Annotated in this window: 25 protein-coding genes; 24 read left to right on the top strand and 1 reads right to left on the bottom strand. The window is 43.3% G+C overall.

Features of this window, described 5'->3' with window-relative positions:
• Nucleotides 1-61 precede the first annotated feature (61 nt).
• The 21 genes from ERJ70_RS10390 to ERJ70_RS10290 all read left to right on the top strand — a co-directional run bounded on the left by ERJ70_RS10390 (nt 62) and on the right by ERJ70_RS10290 (nt 19,312).
• Nucleotides 62-871: a heptaprenyl diphosphate synthase component 1 gene (locus ERJ70_RS10390; protein WP_209364830.1), complete on the top strand. Its 810-nt coding sequence runs from the start codon at nt 62-64 to the stop codon at nt 869-871.
• Nucleotides 872-876: 5 nt separating this feature from the next.
• Complete coding sequence (gene menG, locus ERJ70_RS10385) at nt 877-1,593, top strand: demethylmenaquinone methyltransferase (protein WP_209364829.1); 717 nt, start codon at nt 877-879, stop codon at nt 1,591-1,593.
• Between the two features lie 16 nt (nt 1,594-1,609).
• The gene (gene hepT / locus ERJ70_RS10380; RefSeq protein WP_209364828.1) at nt 1,610-2,581 is read left to right on the top strand and encodes a heptaprenyl diphosphate synthase component II; all 972 of its coding nucleotides are present in this window, start codon (nt 1,610-1,612) and stop codon (nt 2,579-2,581) included.
• Between the two features lie 88 nt (nt 2,582-2,669).
• Nucleotides 2,670-3,116, top strand: coding sequence for a nucleoside-diphosphate kinase (gene ndk / locus ERJ70_RS10375; RefSeq protein ID WP_209364827.1), 447 nt, complete (start codon nt 2,670-2,672; stop codon nt 3,114-3,116).
• A 482-nt stretch (nt 3,117-3,598) separates the two neighbouring features.
• Nucleotides 3,599-4,369: a CheR family methyltransferase gene (locus ERJ70_RS10370; RefSeq protein ID WP_209364826.1), complete on the top strand. Its 771-nt coding sequence runs from the start codon at nt 3,599-3,601 to the stop codon at nt 4,367-4,369.
• Between the two features lie 746 nt (nt 4,370-5,115).
• Nucleotides 5,116-6,282, top strand: a complete 1,167-nt coding sequence (gene aroC, locus ERJ70_RS10365) for a chorismate synthase (protein WP_209364825.1) — start codon at nt 5,116-5,118, stop codon at nt 6,280-6,282.
• 1 nt (nt 6,283) lies between these two features.
• Nucleotides 6,284-7,363 carry a 3-dehydroquinate synthase gene (aroB, locus tag ERJ70_RS10360; protein WP_209364824.1) on the top strand — a complete coding sequence of 360 codons (1,080 nt, stop codon included), beginning with the start codon at nt 6,284-6,286 and terminating at the stop codon, nt 7,361-7,363.
• Nucleotides 7,360-7,722, top strand: a complete 363-nt coding sequence (gene aroH, locus ERJ70_RS10355) for a chorismate mutase (RefSeq protein WP_209364823.1) — start codon at nt 7,360-7,362, stop codon at nt 7,720-7,722. Before aroB ends, aroH begins: the two co-directional genes overlap by 4 nt.
• Before the next feature lie 15 nt (nt 7,723-7,737).
• Entirely contained in the window at nt 7,738-8,844 is a 1,107-nt protein-coding gene (hisC, locus tag ERJ70_RS10350; protein WP_209364822.1) for a histidinol-phosphate transaminase, read from the top strand.
• Entirely contained in the window at nt 8,841-9,941 is a 1,101-nt protein-coding gene (locus ERJ70_RS10345) for a prephenate dehydrogenase (protein ID WP_209364821.1), read from the top strand. Before hisC ends, ERJ70_RS10345 begins: the two co-directional genes overlap by 4 nt.
• A 14-nt stretch (nt 9,942-9,955) precedes the next feature.
• Entirely contained in the window at nt 9,956-11,254 is a 1,299-nt protein-coding gene (aroA, locus tag ERJ70_RS10340) for a 3-phosphoshikimate 1-carboxyvinyltransferase (protein ID WP_209364820.1), read from the top strand.
• Between the two features lie 52 nt (nt 11,255-11,306).
• Nucleotides 11,307-12,182, top strand: a complete 876-nt coding sequence (locus ERJ70_RS10335) for a hypothetical protein (protein ID WP_209364819.1) — start codon at nt 11,307-11,309, stop codon at nt 12,180-12,182.
• A 35-nt stretch (nt 12,183-12,217) separates the two neighbouring features.
• Nucleotides 12,218-13,480, top strand: coding sequence for a tetratricopeptide repeat protein (locus tag ERJ70_RS10330; RefSeq protein ID WP_209364818.1), 1,263 nt, complete (start codon nt 12,218-12,220; stop codon nt 13,478-13,480).
• A gap of 29 nt (nt 13,481-13,509) precedes the next feature.
• The gene (locus ERJ70_RS10325) at nt 13,510-14,070 is read left to right on the top strand and encodes a ReoY family proteolytic degradation factor (protein WP_209364817.1); all 561 of its coding nucleotides are present in this window, start codon (nt 13,510-13,512) and stop codon (nt 14,068-14,070) included.
• Between the two features lie 117 nt (nt 14,071-14,187).
• Nucleotides 14,188-14,646, top strand: coding sequence for a DUF2487 family protein (locus ERJ70_RS10320; RefSeq protein WP_209364816.1), 459 nt, complete (start codon nt 14,188-14,190; stop codon nt 14,644-14,646).
• A 242-nt stretch (nt 14,647-14,888) separates the two neighbouring features.
• A complete protein-coding gene (locus ERJ70_RS10315) occupies nt 14,889-15,398 on the top strand; it encodes a QcrA and Rieske domain-containing protein (RefSeq protein WP_209364815.1) in 510 nt (169 codons plus the stop codon).
• Between the two features lie 3 nt (nt 15,399-15,401).
• On the top strand, nt 15,402-16,076 hold the full coding sequence (gene qcrB, locus ERJ70_RS10310) for a menaquinol-cytochrome c reductase cytochrome b subunit (RefSeq protein WP_074597146.1): 675 nt from the start codon (nt 15,402-15,404) through the stop codon (nt 16,074-16,076).
• A gap of 32 nt (nt 16,077-16,108) precedes the next feature.
• Nucleotides 16,109-16,888, top strand: coding sequence for a menaquinol-cytochrome c reductase cytochrome b/c subunit (locus ERJ70_RS10305; RefSeq protein WP_209364814.1), 780 nt, complete (start codon nt 16,109-16,111; stop codon nt 16,886-16,888).
• 103 nt (nt 16,889-16,991) lie between these two features.
• On the top strand, nt 16,992-17,579 hold the full coding sequence (lhaT, locus tag ERJ70_RS10300; protein WP_209364813.1) for a lipoprotein heptaprenylglyceryl N-acetyltransferase LhaT: 588 nt from the start codon (nt 16,992-16,994) through the stop codon (nt 17,577-17,579).
• A 206-nt stretch (nt 17,580-17,785) separates the two neighbouring features.
• Nucleotides 17,786-18,553: a sporulation protein YpjB gene (locus ERJ70_RS10295; protein WP_209364812.1), complete on the top strand. Its 768-nt coding sequence runs from the start codon at nt 17,786-17,788 to the stop codon at nt 18,551-18,553.
• Nucleotides 18,554-18,622: 69 nt separating this feature from the next.
• Nucleotides 18,623-19,312, top strand: coding sequence for a zinc metallopeptidase (locus ERJ70_RS10290; protein WP_209364811.1), 690 nt, complete (start codon nt 18,623-18,625; stop codon nt 19,310-19,312).
• A gap of 448 nt (nt 19,313-19,760) precedes the next feature.
• On the opposite strand, the gene ERJ70_RS10285 is transcribed toward ERJ70_RS10290, so the two are convergent.
• Nucleotides 19,761-20,636: a YitT family protein gene (locus ERJ70_RS10285; RefSeq protein WP_209369052.1), complete on the bottom strand. Its 876-nt coding sequence runs from the start codon at nt 20,634-20,636 to the stop codon at nt 19,761-19,763.
• Between the two features lie 187 nt (nt 20,637-20,823).
• On the opposite strand from ERJ70_RS10285, the gene ERJ70_RS10280 reads away from it, so the two are divergent.
• From ERJ70_RS10280 to mgsA, 3 genes are read left to right on the top strand one after another with little or no spacing between them, the layout of a single operon-like run.
• Nucleotides 20,824-21,180 (top strand): nucleotide pyrophosphohydrolase, encoded by a 357-nt coding sequence (locus ERJ70_RS10280; protein WP_209369051.1) that lies wholly within the window; start codon nt 20,824-20,826, stop codon nt 21,178-21,180.
• Nucleotides 21,173-21,973: a 4-hydroxy-tetrahydrodipicolinate reductase gene (gene dapB, locus ERJ70_RS10275; RefSeq protein WP_209369050.1), complete on the top strand. Its 801-nt coding sequence runs from the start codon at nt 21,173-21,175 to the stop codon at nt 21,971-21,973. Before ERJ70_RS10280 ends, dapB begins: the two co-directional genes overlap by 8 nt.
• A 9-nt stretch (nt 21,974-21,982) precedes the next feature.
• The gene (gene mgsA, locus ERJ70_RS10270; RefSeq protein WP_026570142.1) at nt 21,983-22,384 is read left to right on the top strand and encodes a methylglyoxal synthase; all 402 of its coding nucleotides are present in this window, start codon (nt 21,983-21,985) and stop codon (nt 22,382-22,384) included.
• Nucleotides 22,385-22,398: the final 14 nt, after the last annotated feature.

Below are 22,398 nucleotides of genomic sequence, written 5' to 3'. Positions count from 1 at the left end.
GGCGGAGTTATGTTATACTATAGATTAGACAAGATCGGGAATATGCATGAAAGGGCTTGGGGTGATCACTTTGAAAACATCGAATTTACCGCTTGGGGAATTGAAAGAAGCGATTGAAAAGAAGATACAGCATTCCTATTTGGAGAAGTATATTCAAAAGCCCGTCATCGATGAAGATAAATTATACATTCTGTCCTCTATCGTCAAAAACACCTCCTATTCGGAAACGAAGAAGAAAAATTACATAATAACAGTCATGTTAGTACAAATAGCATTGGACACCCATGATTTAGTAGCTAAGCATGAGGAGAAAAACGAAACCGACCAAACGAAGAAGCAAAGGCAGCTTACAGTACTTGCCGGCGATTATTTCAGCGGTTTATATTATTATTTTTTATCCCAACTGGATGATATAGCAATGATTCACACACTGGCATCTGCCATAAAGGAAATCAATGAACTAAAGATGACAGTCTATTATAAAGAATTTGAATCGATTGAGGAATTCATGGATGCATTGAAGCAAATTGAGTCGTTACTGATCCGACGTGTTGCCGAATTTTTTGAACGCTCTGCCGTCAATGAGTTTACGGGCAATTGGCTCCTGACGAGAAAACTGATAAAGGAAAAACATAGTTACCTTCAACAGGAACATTCACCTGTTTTTGACTTGCTGACAAAAGGACCTGCACACAATGTCCACTATAATCAAATCGTCAACACTGTTGAGCAATTCATCCAGCTTAGTTTTTCAAGAGTGGAAGAAACCGTATCCCAGCTTCCAGTCCACTTTCAATCACTGAAGACTTATACGAATAAAATCATTTACGACTATTTGGGGAACAATTCACAAATTGTGGAGGAAGGTTGACCGCAATGAATCAGCAAACAAAAGAAGAGCGTGTTCACCACGTTTTTGAAAAAATATATAACCGGTATGATGTCATGAATTCCATCATCTCTTTTCAAAGGCACAAAGCATGGCGTAAGGATGTTATGAAGCGAATGGATGTCCAAGAAGGAGACGCAGCGCTGGATGTCTGTTGCGGTACGGGGGATTGGTCCTTGGCTTTAGCCGACGCTGTAGGAGAGACAGGCAAAGTTGTCGGTCTGGATTTCAGTAAAAACATGCTTTCAGTCGGCAGGACGAAACAACAGGAACAACACATTGAGCAGTTGGAATTTGTTCACGGAAATGCCATGGAGCTTCCTTTTGATGATAGCAGCTTTGATTTTGTAACCATTGGTTTTGGGTTACGCAATGTACCTGACTATATGCAAGTGTTGAAAGAGATGACGAGAGTAGTAAAGCCCGGCGGTAAGGTGGTTTGCCTGGAAACATCCCAGCCCACTGCCCCTGGCTTCCGGCAAGTCTATTACTTTTACTTCCGCTTTATCATGCCCTTGTTTGGCAGGATGTTTGCTAAAAGCTATGAGGAGTACTCTTGGCTTCATGAGTCAGCAAAAGATTTTCCAGGAAAGCAGGAATTGCGTTCCATGTTTTTGGATGCTGGAATGACAAATGTGCAAATGAAAGGCTATACAGGTGGAGTAGCCGCTATGCATATGGGAGAAAAGCCATCTCAAACTTAATGCAAAGGTGACCAACATGAAATTAGCAATGACCTATTCTTATTTAAAACAAGATTTGGATCAAATCGAAAAAGCTCTCGACAAGACCATCCAAGCAAAACACCCGGTCCTGAGGGATGCATCCCAGCAATTGCTACAGGCCGGCGGGAAACGTCTCCGTCCTGTATTCGTATTGCTGGCTGCCAAGTTCGGACATTATGATATCGAGCGAATGAAGACAATTGCTGTGTCGATGGAATTAATACATATGGCTTCTCTCGTCCATGACGATGTTATCGATGAATCCGAACTGCGTCGTGGGGAGCCAACCGTTAAATCAAAGTGGGACAACCGTGTGGCAATGTACACAGGCGATTACATATTTGCTCGTTCGCTTGAGTATTTGACATCTTTGGAAAAGCCGCGGGCTCATAAACAGTTGTCTGAAACCATCGTCGAACTATGCATTGGAGAAGTCGAACAGATACGTGATAAATACGTTGTGAACCAAAATGTCCGAAATTATTTGCGCCGGATCAAGCGAAAGACCGCGCTGTTGATTTCATCAAGCTGCCGGCTCGGGGCTATTGCGGCAGAGGTACCGGAACCCTATGAAAAAGCTCTATACCGTTATGGTTACCACATTGGAATGTCCTATCAGATTATCGACGACATTCTTGATTTTACTGCTACTGAAAAAGAGCTTGGGAAACCGGCTGGCAGTGATTTACTCCAAGGTAATCTTACGCTGCCGGTGTTTTATGCGATGGAAGACCCGCTTTTTCGGACCGAATTGAAAACATTGTTTGACGATCCTTCACGATTGACTAACCGTGACATACGCCCGTTTATCGATAGAATCAAAGCTTCTGGAGCCATTGAAAGATCCTATGATTTGAGTGAGAAATATTTACTGAAGGCTTATCAGTCACTTGATGAACTTCCGGATATTAAAGCTAAACAGACGCTGAAGGATATAGCAAAATATATCGGCAAGCGGAAATCTTAATAGCGATTGTAATTATGGCAAAAATTTGATAGACTTTACTAGGTTAGCGCTTTCATACATACTAAATTATCGCGAAGAGGTGGAAGTAATGGAAAAAACTTTTGTTATGGTTAAACCTGATGGAGTACAGCGAAATTTAATCGGCACTATTGTCGAAAGGTTTGAAAAGAAGGGGTATCAGTTAAAGGCTGCAAAATTAATGCAAATTAGTGACGAGCTAGCCGGAGAGCATTATGGAGAACACAAGGGAAAACCGTTTTATGATGAACTGGTTTCCTTCATCACATCATCCCCGGTTTTTGCAATGGTGTGGGAAGGCGATAATGTGATTGCTGCAGCCAGGCAAATGATGGGTAAAACGAATCCTCAAGAAGCTTCACCTGGTACAATAAGAGGAGATTACGGTATTTCGGTCGGCAAGAATGTCATTCACGGTTCTGATTCTTCGGAAAGTGCGGAGCGTGAGATTAATTTGTTTTTCGAGGAACAGGAACTATTGCAATATGAAAAAATGAATAAGAACTGGTTATACTAGTTTGTAAAGCGGCCGGGATAAAAGTTTAGCGGCTGAAAGAAAAACCGAACGATACACTAATTCGTTCGGTTTTTGCTGTACCATCATAACTTATAAAATTTTGATGTGATGCTGTCCAGCTCCAGCGCCTACCCCCTCGAGGTCTTAAGCAAAGCCTCTGTGTGGCAAAAACACCACTCCGAGGCTTTGCTTAAGCTTGTCGGGGGTGAGCAAGGCGCTTCCGCATTTCTGTGTCCAGCTCCAGCGCCTACCCCCTCGAGGTCTTAAACTTTAGGAATACTTCGATTCTAGTGAGTTTTTCTTTTCAATGTGTTGTATCAAGAATCAAAGTGGAATGATTACATTCCATTTATGACTGCTATCGTTACTTCTCCTTATCTAATTTTCCGTTTTTCTGCATAATTTACTGTTTTTTGTTTACTTATCTACTAAAATTCATTAGGATAATAATTATCATAGGTGCAAGAAGAGGAGAAAGTTGAATGACAGACTATCAGGAATTCACTGCTTTGATACATAAGAAAACGGGTTTGAATTTACATCTTTATAAAGAAGTACAGATGAAAAGACGTTTGAACACCCTAAGGGAGAAACGGGGCTTTAAGGATTTTGTCTCCTATTATCACGCCATGTCCGCAGATCATACGATTTTTAAGGAATTTTTGGACAGGGTCACGATTAACGTTTCAGAATTTTACAGAAATTATCCAAGGTGGGAAGTACTTGAGAAAAAAATTCTTCCTTCCCTGTTAAAAAAGAAAAGAAAGCTTAAGGTTTGGAGTGCTGCTTGTTCGACGGGAGAGGAACCCTACACGATTGCCATGATTCTCCGCCAGTATATGGACCCTGAAAATATTACCATTATTGCTACAGACCTAGATGAAGCAGTATTGGAAAGAGCCAGAAAAGGCATTTATCCGGAACGGTCGTTAAAGGAAGTTCCGCAAGCGGTGAAGAAACAATACTTCCATCAGGATGGACCTTTGTTTCGTGTAGATGATTCGATAAAGCGATTGGTTCAATTTAAAAAACATAATCTGTTGTCTGATCCATTTGAACAAAGTCTGGACTTGATTGTCTGCAGAAATGTGCTAATCTATTTCACCGAGGAAGCAAAGCAAACTGTCTATCAAAATTTCAGCAAATCGTTAAACAAGGACGGCGTGTTTTTTGTGGGCAGTACAGAGCAGATATTCCAGCCCCAACAATACGATTTGCGCGTCATCGACAATTTCTTTTATCAAAAGCAGTAATGGTTCTAGAGAAGTAGCTGGAAAACAATATGGTGACCAAAGCAAGAACCGAGCGATATTCGAAATGGTAAGCATTCGAATTCGTTCGGTTTTTTGTCTTTCATATCAGGTAAACTCCTTAGAAAATTTCCTTTTATACTGTTGTTTGATGAGTGCTTCGCATTACTACATTAAGATACAAGGCTTTCTTCAGGAACGGTTTCAGCTAACTTGGTAAAGAAAATCCCTTTACCAAGTGGATCTTCAGATCGCGCCCTTCTGGAGTCTGGTGTACTTTGCCTCCGTTATTTTGGAACACTTTGATTCTAGTGAAATGGCAACTTCGGAATGATGTCGTATATGATGGGTTAAAAAGCTTGAAAGCCTGGATTCTTTCCATATATAAGCTATATTGCTGGAAATTGTTCTCACTAGCACATTTTAGATTGCTGGTTGGAGGACAACTTTATAAGTATTCTGCATCTTTATTACAGAGAATCTTTTATCACCGCATAAATCAGAACACCTTATTTTGCCGCAGCGATGAATAGCGCTCCATAAACACCTGAATGAAAGGAAGTTCTTTCTTACTTCCTATCCAGTTATCGTTCGATTTTACAAGTGGATTAGATATGTCCCCACTTCTTCTTGATAAAAAAGGATAAACAAATACAGAATTGTAAGCGTTTTCGGAATATTTTTCTGCCCACAAGGATTACAAGGTATGATATAGTAGTACAAAATTAATGGTATATGGAGGTATATTCATGCGCTATTTAACCGCCGGAGAATCACATGGCAAACAATTAACCACCATCATCGAAGGGCTGCCTGCCCAGCTTCCTTTAACGAAAGAAAATATCAATGAATCGTTATTGCGCAGACAAAAAGGGCATGGCAGAGGTAAGCGGATGCAAATTGAAAAAGACCTGGTTGAAATAGCAGGCGGCGTACGCCACGGGTATACCCTGGGTTCCCCAATAGCAATGGTAATACATAATGATGATTTTAAGCACTGGGAAGATATTATGGGAGAAGATCCGTTTCCGGAAGGACAGAAAATACGCCGGACAGTAACCAGACCGAGGCCGGGACATGCAGATTTAAACGGCGCGATGAAGTATGGCCACCGGGATATCAGGAATGTACTGGAGCGGTCCTCTGCCAGGGAAACAGCAGCCAGAGTGGCAGCAGGGGCAGTGGCGAAGACGCTGCTTGCCGAGTTGGATATCCAAGTGGTTGGCTATGTTCGGGAAATAGCTGGAATCAAAGCGCAAGACAAACCAAATCTTACAATGGAAGAACGAAAGCGAATTTCAGAACAATCACCAGTACACTGTCTGGATGAAAATGCCGGCCGTCAAATGATGGATGCAATCGACCAGGCGAAAAAAGAGGGAGATTCCATCGGTGGAGTATGCGAAGTATACGTGGAAGGAATGCCGGCAGGAGTTGGTTCTTATGTCCATTATGATCGCAAACTTGATGGACGAATCGCCGGTAGTGTTGCCAGTATCAATGCCTTTAAAGGCGTTGAATTTGGTATCGGATTTGAAGCTGCACGAAGAAATGGAAGTGAAGTACACGATGAAATTGCTTGGGAAAAAGAAAGAGGCTATTACCGCAAAACAAACCGCTTGGGAGGTTTTGAAGGTGGCATGACCACTGGCATGCCAATCGTCGTAAAAGGAGTAATGAAGCCGATTCCTACGCTTTATAAGCCGCTGCAAAGTGTAGATATCGACTCAAAAGAACCTTTTTCTGCTAGCATCGAGCGGTCGGACGCGTGTGCAGTACCTGCTGCGTCTGTTGTAATGGAACATGTTGTGGCTTTCGAATTGGCGAAAGGGCTGTTGGAACAGTTTCCTCACGATCAGTTCCCTAAACTGAAAGAAGCGCTGGAATCTTATCGGAAAGAAATCAGGGATTTTTAAAATGAATTCAATCACCATTGAAACAAACACCAATCAATATGACGTGCACATCGGAGAAAAAATCAGGCATAAACTTCCTTCCTTTCTCCCAAAAGAATACCAGACCATCATGATTGTGACGGATAGCTCTGTTGCCGATCTTTATCTGGAAGATGTAAAAACGGCTTTTGAGGAGGACCAAAGCGTTTTTACTTCCATTGTTCCCGCTGGAGAAGCATCAAAAAGCAAAGACGTTTATTTTGATTTGATAACCGAATGCATTCAGCGTCAGCTAGATCGCCATTCTTTAATCATAGCACTTGGCGGTGGGGTTGTAGGGGATCTGGCTGGATTCGTTGCTGCCACTTATATGAGGGGGATTGATTATGTCCAAGTACCGACAACAATACTTGCACATGACAGCAGTGTCGGAGGAAAGGTCGCCATCAACCACCCGGAAGGGAAGAATTTGATCGGAAGCTTTTATCCACCCGAGGCAGTCATCTATGATGTTGAAACGCTATACACCCTTCCAGAGCAGGAGGTCCGTTCCGGTTATGCAGAGGTCGTCAAGCATGGGTTGATCAGCGATGAAGCCTATTATGAGAGTGTCCTGGCACAAGGCGGTATCCACAAGCTTTCCAATTCCATATTGACGGAACATTTGCTTAAAGGAATACAAGTAAAAGCAGATATTGTCGAAAAAGATGAAAAGGAAAACGGAATCAGACAATACTTGAATTTTGGTCATACGCTTGGTCACGCACTGGAGGCAGAACTCGGTTATGGTCGCATTACCCATGGTGAAGCAGTTGCGATAGGAATGCTTTTTGCGATGAAAGTGAGTGAGTTTGTTTTTGGCAACACTTTGCCGATAAACAAGCTGCACGACTGGCTGAAAAAAAATCATTACCCAATGGAATTTCAAGATATTGACACGGTGAGACTGGTGAATCGCATGAAGATTGACAAAAAATCAAGAAACCAACGAATACAAATGGTATTGTTGAAAAAAATAGGGCAGCTTGAAGTACGGGAAGTAAATGATGAATTACTACTCGAGATTGCAAATGATTTTTTTAGAGAGTTGGTGATGAATTGATCAGAGGAATCAGGGGAGCTACAACAGTAACGGAAAATGACGCAAATGAGATTGTTGCTAATACAAAGGAACTGGTCATGGAAATGGCGGAGGTCAATAAGATTTCACCAGATGAGATTGCAACTGTGCTGATATCTGCTACAGCGGATATTAATGCAAGCTTTCCCGCCAAAGCACTTCGCGAAATAAACGGATGGAAGTATGTGCCGGTCATGTGTATGAAAGAAATAGAAGTTCCAAATAGTCTTCCAAAATGCATTCGTGTTATGATGACTGTTAACAGTCATACTCGTCAGGAAGAAGTTCAACATATTTATCATAATCAGGCGGTGCAGTTGAGACCAGATTTGTCGCGTTAGAGAGGGGACGGAGTAATGTTAGCAAAAAAGGTATTTAAAGGGATGGCACCCTACAAACCAGGTAAACAAATAGAAGATGTGAAGGCGGAATATGGACTCGAGAAAATAATCAAGCTTGCTTCAAACGAGAACCCATTTGGTTTCTCGCCAAAAGTCGAACAGGCCTTACCCGAACTAATCAAAAGTCTGGAAATATACCCGGATGGTTACTCCACTGTTCTACGTGCCAGTTTGGCAGAAAGGCTTGGCATTGATGGCGAACAGCTGATCTTTGGCTGCGGTTCTGATGAAATAGTGGAGATCATTTGTCGAACCTACCTGGATGAAGGAACAAATACAGTGATGGCTCATCCGACTTTTCCGCAATATAAACACAATGCCCTGATTGAGGGTGCCGAAGTTCGGGAGGTACCATTAGTGAATGGGTATCATGATCTGCAGGGAATGCTGAACCGAGTCGATGACGAGACCAAGATTTTATGGCTTTGTTCTCCGAATAATCCAACAGGTTCATTAATTAATAAGGAAGATTTCCGTTTTGTAATGGAGAAATGTCCCGACCATGTCCTTGTCGTAGTGGATGAAGCCTACTATGAATATATCGAAACAGATGGAGCTCCAGATTCAGTCAAAGCACTGGAAACATACGCTAATCTGATTGTGCTGAGAACTTTTTCCAAGGCGTATGGGCTGGCAGGATTACGTATTGGATATGGCATTGCCAGCAAGGAGATCGCCATGCTGCTGAATATTACCAGAGGACCTTTCAATACAACATCCACCGCTCAAAAAGCAGCTCTGCTTGCCTTGGAAGATGACCGGTTTTTACGGGAATCTATTGAAAAAAATTCAGAAAATAAACGAAAGTTTATGGCCTTCTGTGACCAAGAGGGTCTAGAATACTATGATTCACAGACCAATTTCCTTTTCGTCAAGTTGCCAGTAAGTGGTGATGAGATGTTTGAACATTTACTGAGCAAAGGATTCATTGTCCGTTCTGGAGAGGCTCTGGGCCATCCAAATGGAATCCGGGTGACCATCGGCAATCTGGAAGATATGATAGAACTCGAGTCGCATATCAGTGAATATCTGACTTCCTTAAAGGAAGGGAAGATACAGTGAACAAAACAGTCCTGGTCGCCGGTCTAGGATTGATCGGTGGTTCTATTGCATTATCTATTAAGCAGGCTGGCAAGCACCGTATAATCGGCTACGATATCGACTCTTCTGTATTAGAATATTGCATCCTTAATGGCATTGTAGAGGAAGGACTGGAGGATTTTGAAAAGGCTGCCCAAATGGCCGATTACATTATTTTGGCAGCTCCGGTTTCGAAAACGGTCCATCTAATGCAGCAGCTAAATACTTTTTCATTGGATAAACAAGTGATTGTATCAGACGTTTCTTCGGTGAAACGCCCGATTATGGAGGCGGCCCAGTCACTGACTTCTCCGTTCATTCGATTCATTGGTGGCCATCCCATGGCCGGTTCGCATAAGAAAGGGATCGAGGCTGCGAGAGTCCATCTATTCGAAAATGCCATATACGTCTTGTCGCCAATGTATAACTGTACAGATGACGTGGTAGAAGAGCTGCAAGCCTTGTTGCAGGCAACAAAAAGCAATTTCATGATATTGAATCCGGTGGAGCATGATGAAATGACGAGCGTTATCTCGCATTTCCCTCACCTGATTGCATCTTCGCTTGTCCACCAAGCCAAGAACTGGCAGGAAACACATCCGTATATACCGAAACTTGCTGCCGGCGGTTTCCGGGATATCACTCGGATTGCATCCAGCAATCCCGAGATGTGGCAGGACATCTTTTTTCACAATCGTCAGGGTATGGCCGGTTTGCTGGAGGACTGGATATCTGAAATGAGCTCGCTGAAGGAACTGCTGGAGAATGGTGACCGGGAAACGATGTATGATTATTTAGAACAGGCGAAGGAGTACCGCGACGGACTGGCACCTAAGAAAAAAGGAGCGATCCCTGCCTTTTACGATCTTTATGTCGATATTCGCGATCAACCGGGAGCCTTGCTGAAGGTAGTAGAACTACTGGCCTCTAGTCAAATCAGTATAAACAATATCGAGATACTGGAAATTCGCGAAGGAATAACAGGGGTTCTTCGCTTAAGTTTCCCTGATAAAAAATCACAGCAGGATAGTGATCGGATTTTATCAGGAAAAGGTTACGAAACCACCATACAAGAGTAAAAGGAGAAGAGAAAATGGCTCAGCGAACTTTCCATTCTGCCCACTCTCCGCTGACTGGAGAATTGGCAGTTCCAGGAGATAAATCGATTTCTCATCGTGCTGTGATTTTCGGTTCACTAGCCGAAGGAGTTACAGAAATAACCAACTTCTTGCAGGGAGAGGATTGTTTAAGGACTATTGATGCTTTTCGAGCGATGGGTGTACACATTGAGGTGAACGAAGAAAAAATCATTGTATACGGGAAGGGGAAGGATGCGCTCCAAGAACCTTCCCAGCCTATCAACTTAGGAAACTCGGGAACAACTGCCCGTCTCCTCATAGGAGTTCTAGCCGGACTGCCTTATCATTTTGTTTTGTACGGAGATGATTCTTTATCCCGCCGTCCAATGGATCGGGTGACAGTGCCACTAAAACAAATGGGTGCAGAAATTGACGGGAGGACAGGCGGTAGACTATTGCCCCTGGCGGTCAGGGGAGGAAAGCTTCAATCTATTGACTATGAACCGCCTGTAAAAAGTGCCCAGGTGAAATCCTGCGTTTTGTTAGCAGGCTTACAGGCAGACGGAAGAACCACCGTAATCGAAAAAACCGCAACCAGAAACCATACAGAAACCATGCTAAACGGGTTCGGTGCCACGCTTGATATCAAAGGTGAGCGGATATCGATTAACGGGGGCCAAAAACTGAAAGGCACAAACGTGGAAGTTCCCGGCGACATTTCTTCTGCTGCTTTTTTTGCTGTTGCGGCGGCTTTAGTCCCAGGAAGTTCACTCGTTCTCAAGCGGGTTGGACTAAATCCGACGAGAACCGGGATACTTGATGTCCTTACAAGCATGGGTGCAGAAATCACGATTCTTGATGAAAAACGGAATGGCGGAGAGGCTTTTGGTGATATCCGGATCGACTATGCTCCGTTGAAAGGCACCATCATTGCCGGCGAAGTAATTCCGCGTTTAATTGATGAATTGCCGATTGTGGCTTTGTTGGCTACCCAGGCAGAAGGAGAAACACATATCCGAAATGCGGAAGAACTGCGTTATAAAGAAACGGACAGAATTGCTGCTGTTGCCAAAACGCTTCAGGCGTTAGGAGCAAAAGTGGAAGTTACCGAAGACGGGATGGTCATTAAAGGGAAAACGCCCCTGCACGGTGGAACAGTGGATTCATACGGAGACCACCGGATCGGCATGATGGCTGGCATTGCCTCCTTTGTGACAGATGGGCCAGTAACATTGAATAACCCGGATTGTATCAATATTTCCTATCCAGCTTTTTTTGAACACTTGGAAAAAGTCACAACAGATCACTCATAGTTGTCCTATTGCCCTCATAGTTTGTATAAATCCTGTTAGGAGGTGTACAAGCATGGGGGCTTATTATTTTTACAATGAGTATGTGTATGACGAAGATGGCTGGCAGTCAAAAAGCATGATGGTGGAAAACGGGAGATTCACCCGCCGGATTAACGATAAAGCACCAGCAAGGGAAATGAATACCAAACAATTCTGGGTTGGTCCTGGAAAGGTGTATTTAGATATAGAAGAGCCTTTTTACCAACAAGCATCCTTGGAAATAAATCTAAAAAAGTTTATTTATCGAGGATGCACTTTGATACTGTGCCAACTGCCGATACGCAGTCACAGCGATTATAAAAGAAATTTCACCTCTTTCCAGAAGAAGCTGACAGAATCTCCGATTGATTACATGATTGTTCCAAGGATTCCATTGTCCCAAATACGCCCGGAAATGGTTCGGTTTTTCGGAAGGCAGAAAGTTCCGTTCCTTCTTGTCGAGCAGGACCCTCTCAAGGATGGGCAAAAGATAAAATGGGAATGGATTCATCAGGCCCAAAGTCTGACAAAAATACCGCTCTTGATGCTCTCATCCTCCAAACGGACTCACAGGCAGCAATCCGTTGACTGGCCGTCTATTGCTCCTGAACTTGATCTCACCCTCGTCGATGCAACAGAATTAGAACTGCCTTTACCAAAAAAACTGTTAAGAAAGACAGGAATTTCTCCGTATAAAGGCGAATTAATACCGCATGCCAGTGCTGACTATAATCTGTTCCTCTTTCAAGAAAACCAATCCATTGATGAACCGCACAATTTCCGATATCATAAAGCTATTCCGGAGGTTACAGTCGCCAAAGGAAAAGTAATCAAAGTAAACCATATCGTTAAATGCCGGAAAGGTAACGGCATGTACAAGAAAGTGTCCATACCTGGTCACTTTGTATAGAAGCGTTGTGCGGTAATGAGAAAGGATGTCCTAGCATGCAGGAAATTCATGAAGCGATAAAATTGATGGAACAAAATAAAACAGAGGAAGCGATCGATAGACTGGAAACCTATCTTCCTCAGGCAAATGAAGAAGAAAAATACACGATCGGCGAACTTTATATGCAATGGGGAATGCTGGAAGAGGCAAAATTTATTTTTCAAACCCTTTCCGAACAGTACCCTAAGGAAGCCGAACTGAAAATCATGCTGGCGGAAATTCATATCGATCTTGATGAAGATGAAGAGGCAATTGATGTCTTGAACCGTTTTTCTCCTGAAGACGAAGAATACATGGAAGCACTCGTTCAACTGGCTGATTTATACCAGGCCCAAGGACTGTTTGAGGTTTCCGAGCAAAAACTGCTGGAGGCAAAAAATTTTGATCCCACTGAGCCCGTAATCGACTTTGCGTTGGGAGAACTGGCTTTTTCCACTGGAGAATACCAGAAATCGATTCCTTATTATGAAAAAGTGGCAGAGGTACAGCCAGTCATCAGTGATATTGAAATTGCAGCAAGGTTGGCAGAGGCCTATGCCGCGACAGGAGAGTTCGAAAAGGCGATCGATTACTATCAGGAAATGGAAAGCGAAAATCCTGACAACTTATTTAAATACGGGTTCACTGCGTATCGGGCACAAAGGCCAGACATTGCCATCAATGTCTGGGAGCAGGTGATCAAAAGTGATCCATACTACCAGTCTGTTTATTTATATTTAGCGCAAACCTATGAGTCTGAAGGGATGGTAGAAGAAGCGTACGAAACGGCGAAGAAAGGCTTGAAAGCGGATGAGTTCAACAAGGAACTTTATCACCTAGCAGGTGTGCTCGCACTTAAGCTGGGTCACCAGGAAGAAAGCTATAAACTTGTCGAAGAGGCAGTAGCTATGGATCCAGGCTTTAAAGAAGCGGTATTGTTTTTAATTGAAACATATAAAGGGAATAGCGATTATGAAGCTATTGTCGAACTGTTAACCAGGCTGCTGGAAAACGGGGAAGAGGATGCCAATTATCGGTGGGAACTTGCCCGGGCATACCAGGAGACAGAATCCTATCATGATGCATTAATTCAATATCAAACTGCATATAATAACTTTACAGAAGACGCTGACTTCCTAAAAGAATATGGATATTTTCTAGTGGAAGAAGGGAGGATCCGGGAAGCGAAAGAGGTGTTTGCCAAGTATTTAAAATTGGAGCCAAGCGATACAGAAATCGAGGGATATCTTAGTCGTTTGACCGAGTCGGAGGATTTTTAACTCTCTTTAAGAAGGAGGGAGCAATTGCGTTGAACACACCTATTTCAATTAAGGATAAAAAAGAATTTATTCGCTGGTTTTTACGAAATTATCAGTTGAAAAGAAGAGAAAGTGTCTGGATTTTGAACTATTTAATCAATCATGAAAACTTATTAGAGCGCGTCCATTTTATCAGGGAAGCAAGGTATTGTCCGCGGGGAATTGTCATCTCTACCTTCTGCTCAGAGGAAGCTCCTTTTCGCTTTTATAAAAACCATATCGTCACGACCGATGCCGAAAAATCGTTTCATGACATACGGCTGAACCGAAAGGATCCGGTATATATTCAACTCAATTTTAAAAATGCGAACCAATCAGCCTCTTATGTAGCAGTATTGGAAGATAATCCATATCTCCCGGATGACTACTTTATTACAAAAAAAGATCGTCTGGCTGCGAAGAAAATGTTGGATAAATCCATTTATCAAACCCAGAAACAAAGATTGCAAGAAGGAATTGACTTGGCGCTGGATAATCGGGATCAGTCAAGCTTCGACCGGTTGATCAGAGAATTGAGGGAACTGGAAGATAGATTTGCGCAGGTGAAGTAGGTGACATACATCTGGTGCATGAGATGGAAAGAGCGGATTTCATTTTTATTAGATGAAATTCGCTCTTTTTTATGATATTTTTAGTAAAGTGACAAAGAATAGGAAAGGTGACAGACCATGCAATGGAACAAACAAGATTTGGGTCAGTATTTTACCGCAGAAGAGTATATTGATACTTTACTCATTCCGCTGATTCCGGTTACCTTTACAAATCAGAAGGAAATGGAAAAAAGTGCGGCCCAGCAGGAAACAGGCATGATTTTTGTAAGAGAAATGGAAAAGCACTTTAAAGGAAGAATCTTTTTACTGCCAGCCTATCATTATCTTGCTTCGGAGAACTTGGGTGCAGAGGTTTCGCGACTGAATGAATGGGCGGCTAAAGCAAGCGAGAGGCCGTTCAAGCATGTGTTCTTCTTCAGTTTTGACCCGCATTGGAAGAAACAGGAGCGGAACTTGAACGGTAACCTGTTATGGCTGCCGGCCATCCAGTCCGAAGACACGCAGTCGAAAGAAACACAAACTATCATTAAAGACCAGGTCAGCCAACTGACCGACCTGATCAAAACCTATTGGTAACATTCTTGGCACGAATCAGTAAGAACAGTAAAGCTTTAAGCTTGTTCGAGTTGCAGCTGGCTGAATCAAATGGAAATGGCTAGCGTCGACTTGCGGCACGGAGCCAGTCAACTCCTGTTATAGAAACTTTGTCCGCCTGCTTATAATTTATTGACCGGACAAACAGATTGCGCTATCATGGATATGTCCTAGTAAACTTGATATTATCATGTGTTGGATTTTAGCATAGAGGGGGGTAAACCATGAGTGAAAAGAGACAACAAGTGTCCCGTCGCCAGTTTTTGAATTATACGCTTACAGGCGTGGGTGGGTTTATGGCTGCCGGAATGCTTGCGCCGATGGTGCGTTTCGCTATCGACCCAGCTTTGCAGGCTTCTACCACTGGCGAATTTAAAGCTGTTGAAGATGTGGAAAACATCACGGAAGAACCTACAAGGGTTGACTGGGAAATTGATCAGGTCGACGCCTGGTATGAGTCAACCGTAACAAAAACAGCCTGGGTCTACAAAGATGAAAATGGTGATATTGTGGCACTGTCTCCGATTTGTAAGCACCTTGGCTGTATGGTCACATGGGCCGGTAATGATGATTATCCTGATCAATTCTATTGCCCGTGCCATGACGGCCGTTATTACAAGAGCGGTGAAAATGTACCAAACACACCGCCGCCGGAAGGCTTGGATTTCTATGAATATAAAATTGAAGATGGGACCTTATTGCTTGGACCTACAAAACCGAGAGGGGAGGCGTAATCTATGCTGCAAAAACTTTATGATTGGGTAGACGAGCGCGTTGATATTACGCCTTTGTGGCGGGATATTGCCGACCATGAGGTGCCGGAGCACGTCAATCCTGCGCATCACTTTTCGGCGTTTGTCTATTGTTTTGGCGGATTGACTTTCTTTGTGACAGTCATTCAAATCTTATCGGGTATGTTTTTGACCATGTATTATGTACCGGATATTGAAAACGCGTGGAGATCTGTTTACTATCTGCAGACAGAAGTCGCCCACGGACAAATCGTTAGAGGAATGCATCACTGGGGTGCCAGTGTCGTAATTGTCATGCTGTTCCTACATACTTTACGTGTTTTTTTCCAGGGAGCTTATAAAAAGCCGCGTGAATTGAACTGGATGGTCGGTGTACTGTTGTTCTTCATCATGCTCGGCCTTGGTTTGACCGGTTACTTGCTTCCGTGGGATAACAAAGCTTATTTCGCAACCCAGGTAACGCTGGAAATTGCCGAGAAAGTGCCTTTCATCGGTGAAGCGACCAAAACATTAATGGCAGGGGATCCAAATATTGTCGGTGCACAAACATTGACCCGTTTCTTTGCCATTCACGTATTTTTCCTGCCGGCTGCATTATTTGCCCTAATGGCCGTCCACTTTATCTTGATTCGAAAGCAAGGTATTTCTGGACCACTATAAGCAACGATACATTGTAAAAAGGAGGGAAAGCTGTGCATAAAGGGAAAGGGATGAAGTTTGTCGGTGATTCTCGAATCACTGCTGAACGAAAGCCTAATATACCGAAGGACTATTCAGAGTATCCTGGGAGAACAGAGGCATTTTGGCCGAACTTCCTATTAAAAGAATGGTTGGTTGGTGCGGTATTTCTTGTTGGTTTCTTATGTTTGACTGCCGCTCACCCGGCACCGCTGGAAGGAATCGCCGATCCGACAGCTGCAGGTTATATACCATTACCAGACTGGTATTTCTTATTTTTATACCAATTCTTAAAGTATGAATTTGCCAGTGGCCCATATTTTGTCATAGGGGCCATCATAGCACCAGGTTTGGCTTTTGGCGGACTTTTGCTGGCACCGTTCCTGGACAACAGGCCAGGCAGAAAGGTTTCCCAGCGTCCAATCGCTGTATCGCTGATGTTATTGGGTATGGCAAGTGTTTTCTGGCTTACATATGAAGCTGCAGAGCACGTGAACTGGCAACAAAGAGCGGAGGAAAATACTCCTGAATTGCCTGTTGAAGTCGAAATTGACGAAGACCATCCAGGCTACGAAGTTTACCAAAACAATAGCTGTATTCAATGTCACGGCGAAAGCCTCGAAGGCGGAGCAGCAGCCCCACCATTAACAGACATTGACCATTCAGTAGATGAAATAAAAGATATCGCTCAAAACGGTATTGGGGATATGCCTCCTGGGCAATTCGAAGGTACCGATGAAGAATTACAGCAATTGGCTGAGTTTATAGTCGAAGTCAATGAAAGTGGAGAATAAGTCAATCGAAAAAAACCCTCGCCGACATATTTACTGGCGAGGGTTTTTTCGATAGTAAGGCAGGATTAGCATTCTATTGTTGAGGAATGAAGGGAATGAAGAAATGTATAAGTATCTATTAACCAATAAACAATTTCTTTGGATGTTGCTGGTCATCAATATATTGGGAACGATTTACGGTTATTATTGGTATGGCAGCCAGTTGGCAGTTACACCAACCATTTTTCTGCCATTTGTGCCGGATAGTCCGACAGCAAGCCTGTTCTTTAGCTTATTTTTGGGTTTCTATTTATATGGAAGGCAAGCTCCTTACATAGAAGCACTTGCTATCATCACTTTATTCAAATATGGTGTGTGGGCAGTGGTCATGAACTTGCTTACTTTGTTTACCACTGGCGATTTAGTCTGGCAGGGGTATATGCTGATGGCGTCGCATGGAGCAATGGCTATTCAGGGTTTGCTATATGCACCATTTTATAAAATAAAGCTTCGACATATCATGGTGGCAGCCATCTGGACTTTACATAATGATATTATCGACTATGTGTTTGGCATGATGCCGGTTTACTCTTCGTTAACTGATTACATGAATGAAATCGGCTACTTTACTTTTTGGCTGAGCATTGTTTCGATTGCCATTGCTTATTACCTAACCATTCACCTGAAACGAAAAAGCCATCTCTTACAGTGATCGTTCTCTCTATTTTCACTTGATTCACTGCTATATACAGGCAGCGTGTTATTAGAGATGATAGCTTTCCGTTGTCTTGATTGACGATTCTATAGAAAGGCAACGGAACCGTAGCCCTCTTTCGTTAAGAAATCACTATCTTTATGGTCTAAACTTGTCCTCCTTTTCATACATTGGAAAAGGAATAGGTTAGAGAGGGGATCTCGATGAATAGGACAAGTTATGCGCAATTATTACTTTGTTTTTTGCTGGCTGTCGGTGCGTTTTTGCCAGGAAAGGCCGTCTTGGCACATCACCAGGATGTTCATTCCTCCATCTACCAGTATGTCCGCTTCGTACAGGAGGAAAGATATGAAGAGGCCGAAGCCTTGCTGCAACACCATTCTCAAGAATTCACACAATATGCTTCTGAGCATACCGATACTGACAAAGCAAAAATCGCTGTTGATGTTCTGCAACGCAACCTGCAAGCTGTCGCGGTCCCGGAGGATAAAGATTCACAGCTGTATACCCATGCAATGTCATTGCTTCTTGTGTTTGATGCTTTAAAAAATGAAAAGGAACCGCTTTGGATGACCTGGAAGCAGGAACTGCAGAGTGAAATAGAACAATTGTCTAAAACCGATGAAGAACTTGCCATGCAAGATATAAACCGTCTGACAACACATTGGAATATCATGGAGCCGGCATTGAAGCTGGCTGCTGACGAGGAAGGTTATATGCAAACGAGTGCAGCCATTTCTTATTTGCTGGCTTCAATGGACAGCCCCGGGTGGCAAGAGCAGATGATTACTGCTTCCGATCTATTGCAACAAATTGAAACAGGGAACGATGACACATTGAAACGGAATTTAACGCTTATTTTTATGGTGGCTGCTGTCGGTGGTTTCATTATTATCACGCTTTCCTATGTAGCCTGGAAAAAGTATAAAGGGGAAAGAACAAGACAAGAGAACAAAAGAGAAAACAGTTGACTATTTGCTCATATTTGACTAAAATTGACCTTAATGAAAGAACTGAATTTCATCAATGGAGGAATGAGCATGTTCGCTTCGTTAGGCGGCTACTTAATTTATATCGCGCTCTTAATGATCATCCCATTATGGGCTCAATCAAAAGTGAAAAGAACCTATAAAAAGTATTCTCAAGTTGCAACTTCATCCTATGTGACTGGCGCACAGGTAGCCCGGAAAATATTAGATGATAACGGTATTTTCGATGTACGGGTTGAAGAGACACGCGGCACACTTTCCGACCACTATGATCCGAGGAAAAAGGTTGTGCGGTTGTCCCAAGACAACTACCATGGACATTCGATGGCTGCTTCAGCAATTGCAGCGCATGAGGTGGGGCATGCAATCCAGGATGCAGAATCTTATGCGTTTCTACGCTTCCGGCATTCACTGTTTCCGCTGGCTAATCTAGGTTCCAATTTGTCTTTTATCCTGATAATTGCTGGTGCGATCATGGATATGATGAACCTTGTATTTGTCGGTATCGTGTTCATGTCGTTTGCTGTGTTGTTCCAGCTGGTGACACTTCCGGTTGAGTTCAATGCATCGAGTCGGGCGATGGGCCAATTGGTTTCCAGCGGTATCATCCGCAATAATGAAGAGCGGCAAACGAAGAAAGTGTTAAATGCAGCCGCTTTGACTTACGTCGCTGCGGCAATGGTCGCTGTGGCAGAATTGATCCGCTTCATATTGATGTTTGTCGTATCAAATGACGATTAAAGCTAAGACAAATATACATGGCTGGGACAAAGCATTGTCGCCAAAGCTAAAAACCGAACGATGATTCGAATCCTAGCATTCGAACTCGTTCGGTTTTTCTTTTTTATTATATAGGAAATGTTAAATTTAACTGTCTGTGGATCATTATTGGCTGAAACAGCCACGTCCAGCTCCAGCGCCTACCCCCTCGAGGTCTTAAGCCCATCCTCTGTGTGGCAAAAAGCGCCACGCCGAGGCTGTTCTTAAGCACACGATGTGGGTCATGCAGGCGTTGCCACAGGACGTGACGGCTCTAGCCTGTACTCCTTTAAACAGGCGCTTGCGCTTTTGTCCTTATAAGATAAACTCTTTTACTTTCTGTTGTTTTGTAAATGCTTCTCAGCGACATGTCAATACTGCGCTTTCTACAGGTTCAACTTCCTCAGCACACTCCATTGCGGCCCAGGCATCAGTCCTGAAGCGGTTGTTTGTTTTCATCGAGGGTGAATCCCTCGCCAAGAACATCGTGTACAGAAGTAACGGCCACAAAAGCATGCGGGTCAACGCTGTTGATGATATTTTGCAGTCGTACGATTTCATTTCTGCCTACGACACAATACAAGACTTCGCGGTTTTCTCCTGTATATCTTCCTTTTCCTTGTAGGACCGTGACGCCCCTATCCATCCTACGCAGGATCTCTTCGGAAACTTCATGGCTGCGATTGGAGATGATGGTTGCTCCTCTAGCAGCATATGCCCCTTCCTGGATAAAGTCGATGACTCGCGCAGCGACATAGACAGCAACAAGCGTGTACATCCCTTCGACAAGCTCTAAATAAGCGATAATTGAAGTGGAGATAACAATCGCGTCGAATAAAAACATGGTTTTGCCCATGCTCCAGCCGGCATACTTGTGAACGATCCTGGCAATGATGTCGACACCACCTGTCGTTCCGCCATAACGAAAAATAATGCCAAGTCCGATCCCGATAGACACCCCGGCGAATAACGCAACCAAGGTCATGTCCGACTCTAAATGCAAATAAAATTGATGGGCTTGAAAAATACTTAAAAACAAGGATACGGCCAACGTTCCAATAATCGTATAAATAAACGTATTGCGGCTTAAAAATCGCCAGCCGACGATGAATGCCGGTACATTCAATACAATATTCATGATGGCAGGGTCCCAGCCCCACAAAAAATAAAATAGCAAGGTTATTCCGGTAAAGCCACCTTCACCCAGTTCATTTTGCATATTAAAATGGACGATTCCGAAAGCAAATACAGCAGATCCGAACAAGATGAACAGTGTATTTTTTAACTTGATGCCGAAAACACTCATTCCATCACCTCTTCTAATAGAATTACCTTAACCATTATAGACAATCCCCGATTAGGTAACAATCATTACCGTTCCTGTATTAAAAATTTGTCAAACGTCCTCCTTTTAGCTAACATGTTAATTGATTGAACATACAAAAGCCAAGCTTCCCTCCGTATGGGCTTGCTGTAAAAAAGGAGTATCGGAGATGGATCACGAAAAAGGATATACCACGGTTGAAATGCAAAAAAGAGTGGATGCTTACATAGGACAATTCAAAGAAGGATATTTTTCTCCATTAAGCCTTATGGCAAGGTTGACGGAAGAAGTCGGCGAGTTGGCACGGGAAGTGAATCATCATCATGGAGAAAAACCAAAAAAAGCTTCTGAACAGGAAAAAACAATGGAAGACGAATTAGGTGATTTGTTATTTGTCGCCATATGTTTTGCCAATTCGTTGGATATCGACCTTTCAGACGCATTTGAACGGTCGATGAGCAAAATAGAAACAAGAGACAAAAATCGTTGGACAAGAAAAGATGGAGAGGGGAAGGATCATGACTAAAACAAAAGTAATTGTTGCAGGACCACGCGGGAAAATGGGGAGTGAAGCGCTTCGCATGATCGCCAAACAAGATGATCTGGAACTTGCTGCTTGTCTTGATCGTAAAAACGACGGCATGCTCGTGAGAGATATAGATGGACTGCCTGCTTTTGATGCCCGTATTTATGAAGACGTGGAAGAGTGTTTCCAGCAAGTTGAAGCAGATGTATTGGTGGACTTGACTACCCCTGAATATGGATACTTGCATACGAAGACCGCTTTGGAGAATGGCATCCGCCCGGTTGTAGGTACAACAGGTTTCACGGAGGAGCAGCTCGAAGAATTGACGAGACTGGCAGAAGAAAAACAATTAGGGACTGTGATTGCTCCAAACTTCGCCTTGGGTGCTGTTTTGATGATGCAGTTTTCCAAGTGGGCAGCGAAGTATTTTCCTGATGTGGAAATCATTGAACGTCATCATGACAATAAGCTCGATGCTCCATCGGGAACAGCTGTGAAAACTGCCCGATTGATTCAGGAAGTGAGGGAAAGCAAGCGGCAGGGACACCAGGATGAAAAGGAAACCATCGAAGGAGCGAGAGGGGCTGATGTCGACGGCATGAAAATACACAGTGTTCGACTTCCCGGACTCGTTGCGCACCAGGAAGTCGTTTTCGGTGCTTCCGGCCAAAATCTGACCATCAAACATGATTCCTTCCATCGGGAATCCTTTATGTCAGGAGTGAAGCTGGCGATTGATCATGTAATGAAGCTGGATTTGTTGGTGTACGGTTTGGAAAATTTACTGGAATGAGGGATTAAGGTGAACATTGCTCTTATAGCACATGATAAGAAGAAATCAGATATGATCGAATTCACGATTGCTTATACGCATATCCTGGAAAAGCATCAGCTATATGCCACCGGAACAACCGGCTCCAAAATAGCCGAAGCAACGAATATGGATATACACCGTTTTCAATCGGGTCCACTTGGCGGCGACCAGCAAATCGGTGCGATGATTGCACAAAACGACATGGATGTCGTCATTTTCTTCCGTGATCCACTTACCGCTCAGCCTCATGAGCCAGATGTCAGCGCCTTAATGAGACTGTGTGATGTATACCAAATTCCTTTGGCTACCAATCTCGGAGCAGCTGAAATTGTCGTCCGGGCTTTGGAGCATGGGGATTTTCAATGGAGAGAAATTGTCAAAGGAAAATAATAAGCTAAGGAAGT

Origin of the sequence: Sediminibacillus dalangtanensis (assembly GCF_017792025.1) — a bacterium.
Lineage (GTDB): Bacteria > Bacillota > Bacilli > Bacillales > Amphibacillaceae > Sediminibacillus > Sediminibacillus dalangtanensis.
The sequence above is the reverse complement of the archived record's forward strand: the minus strand, read 5'-3'. Positions and strand labels throughout refer to the sequence as shown.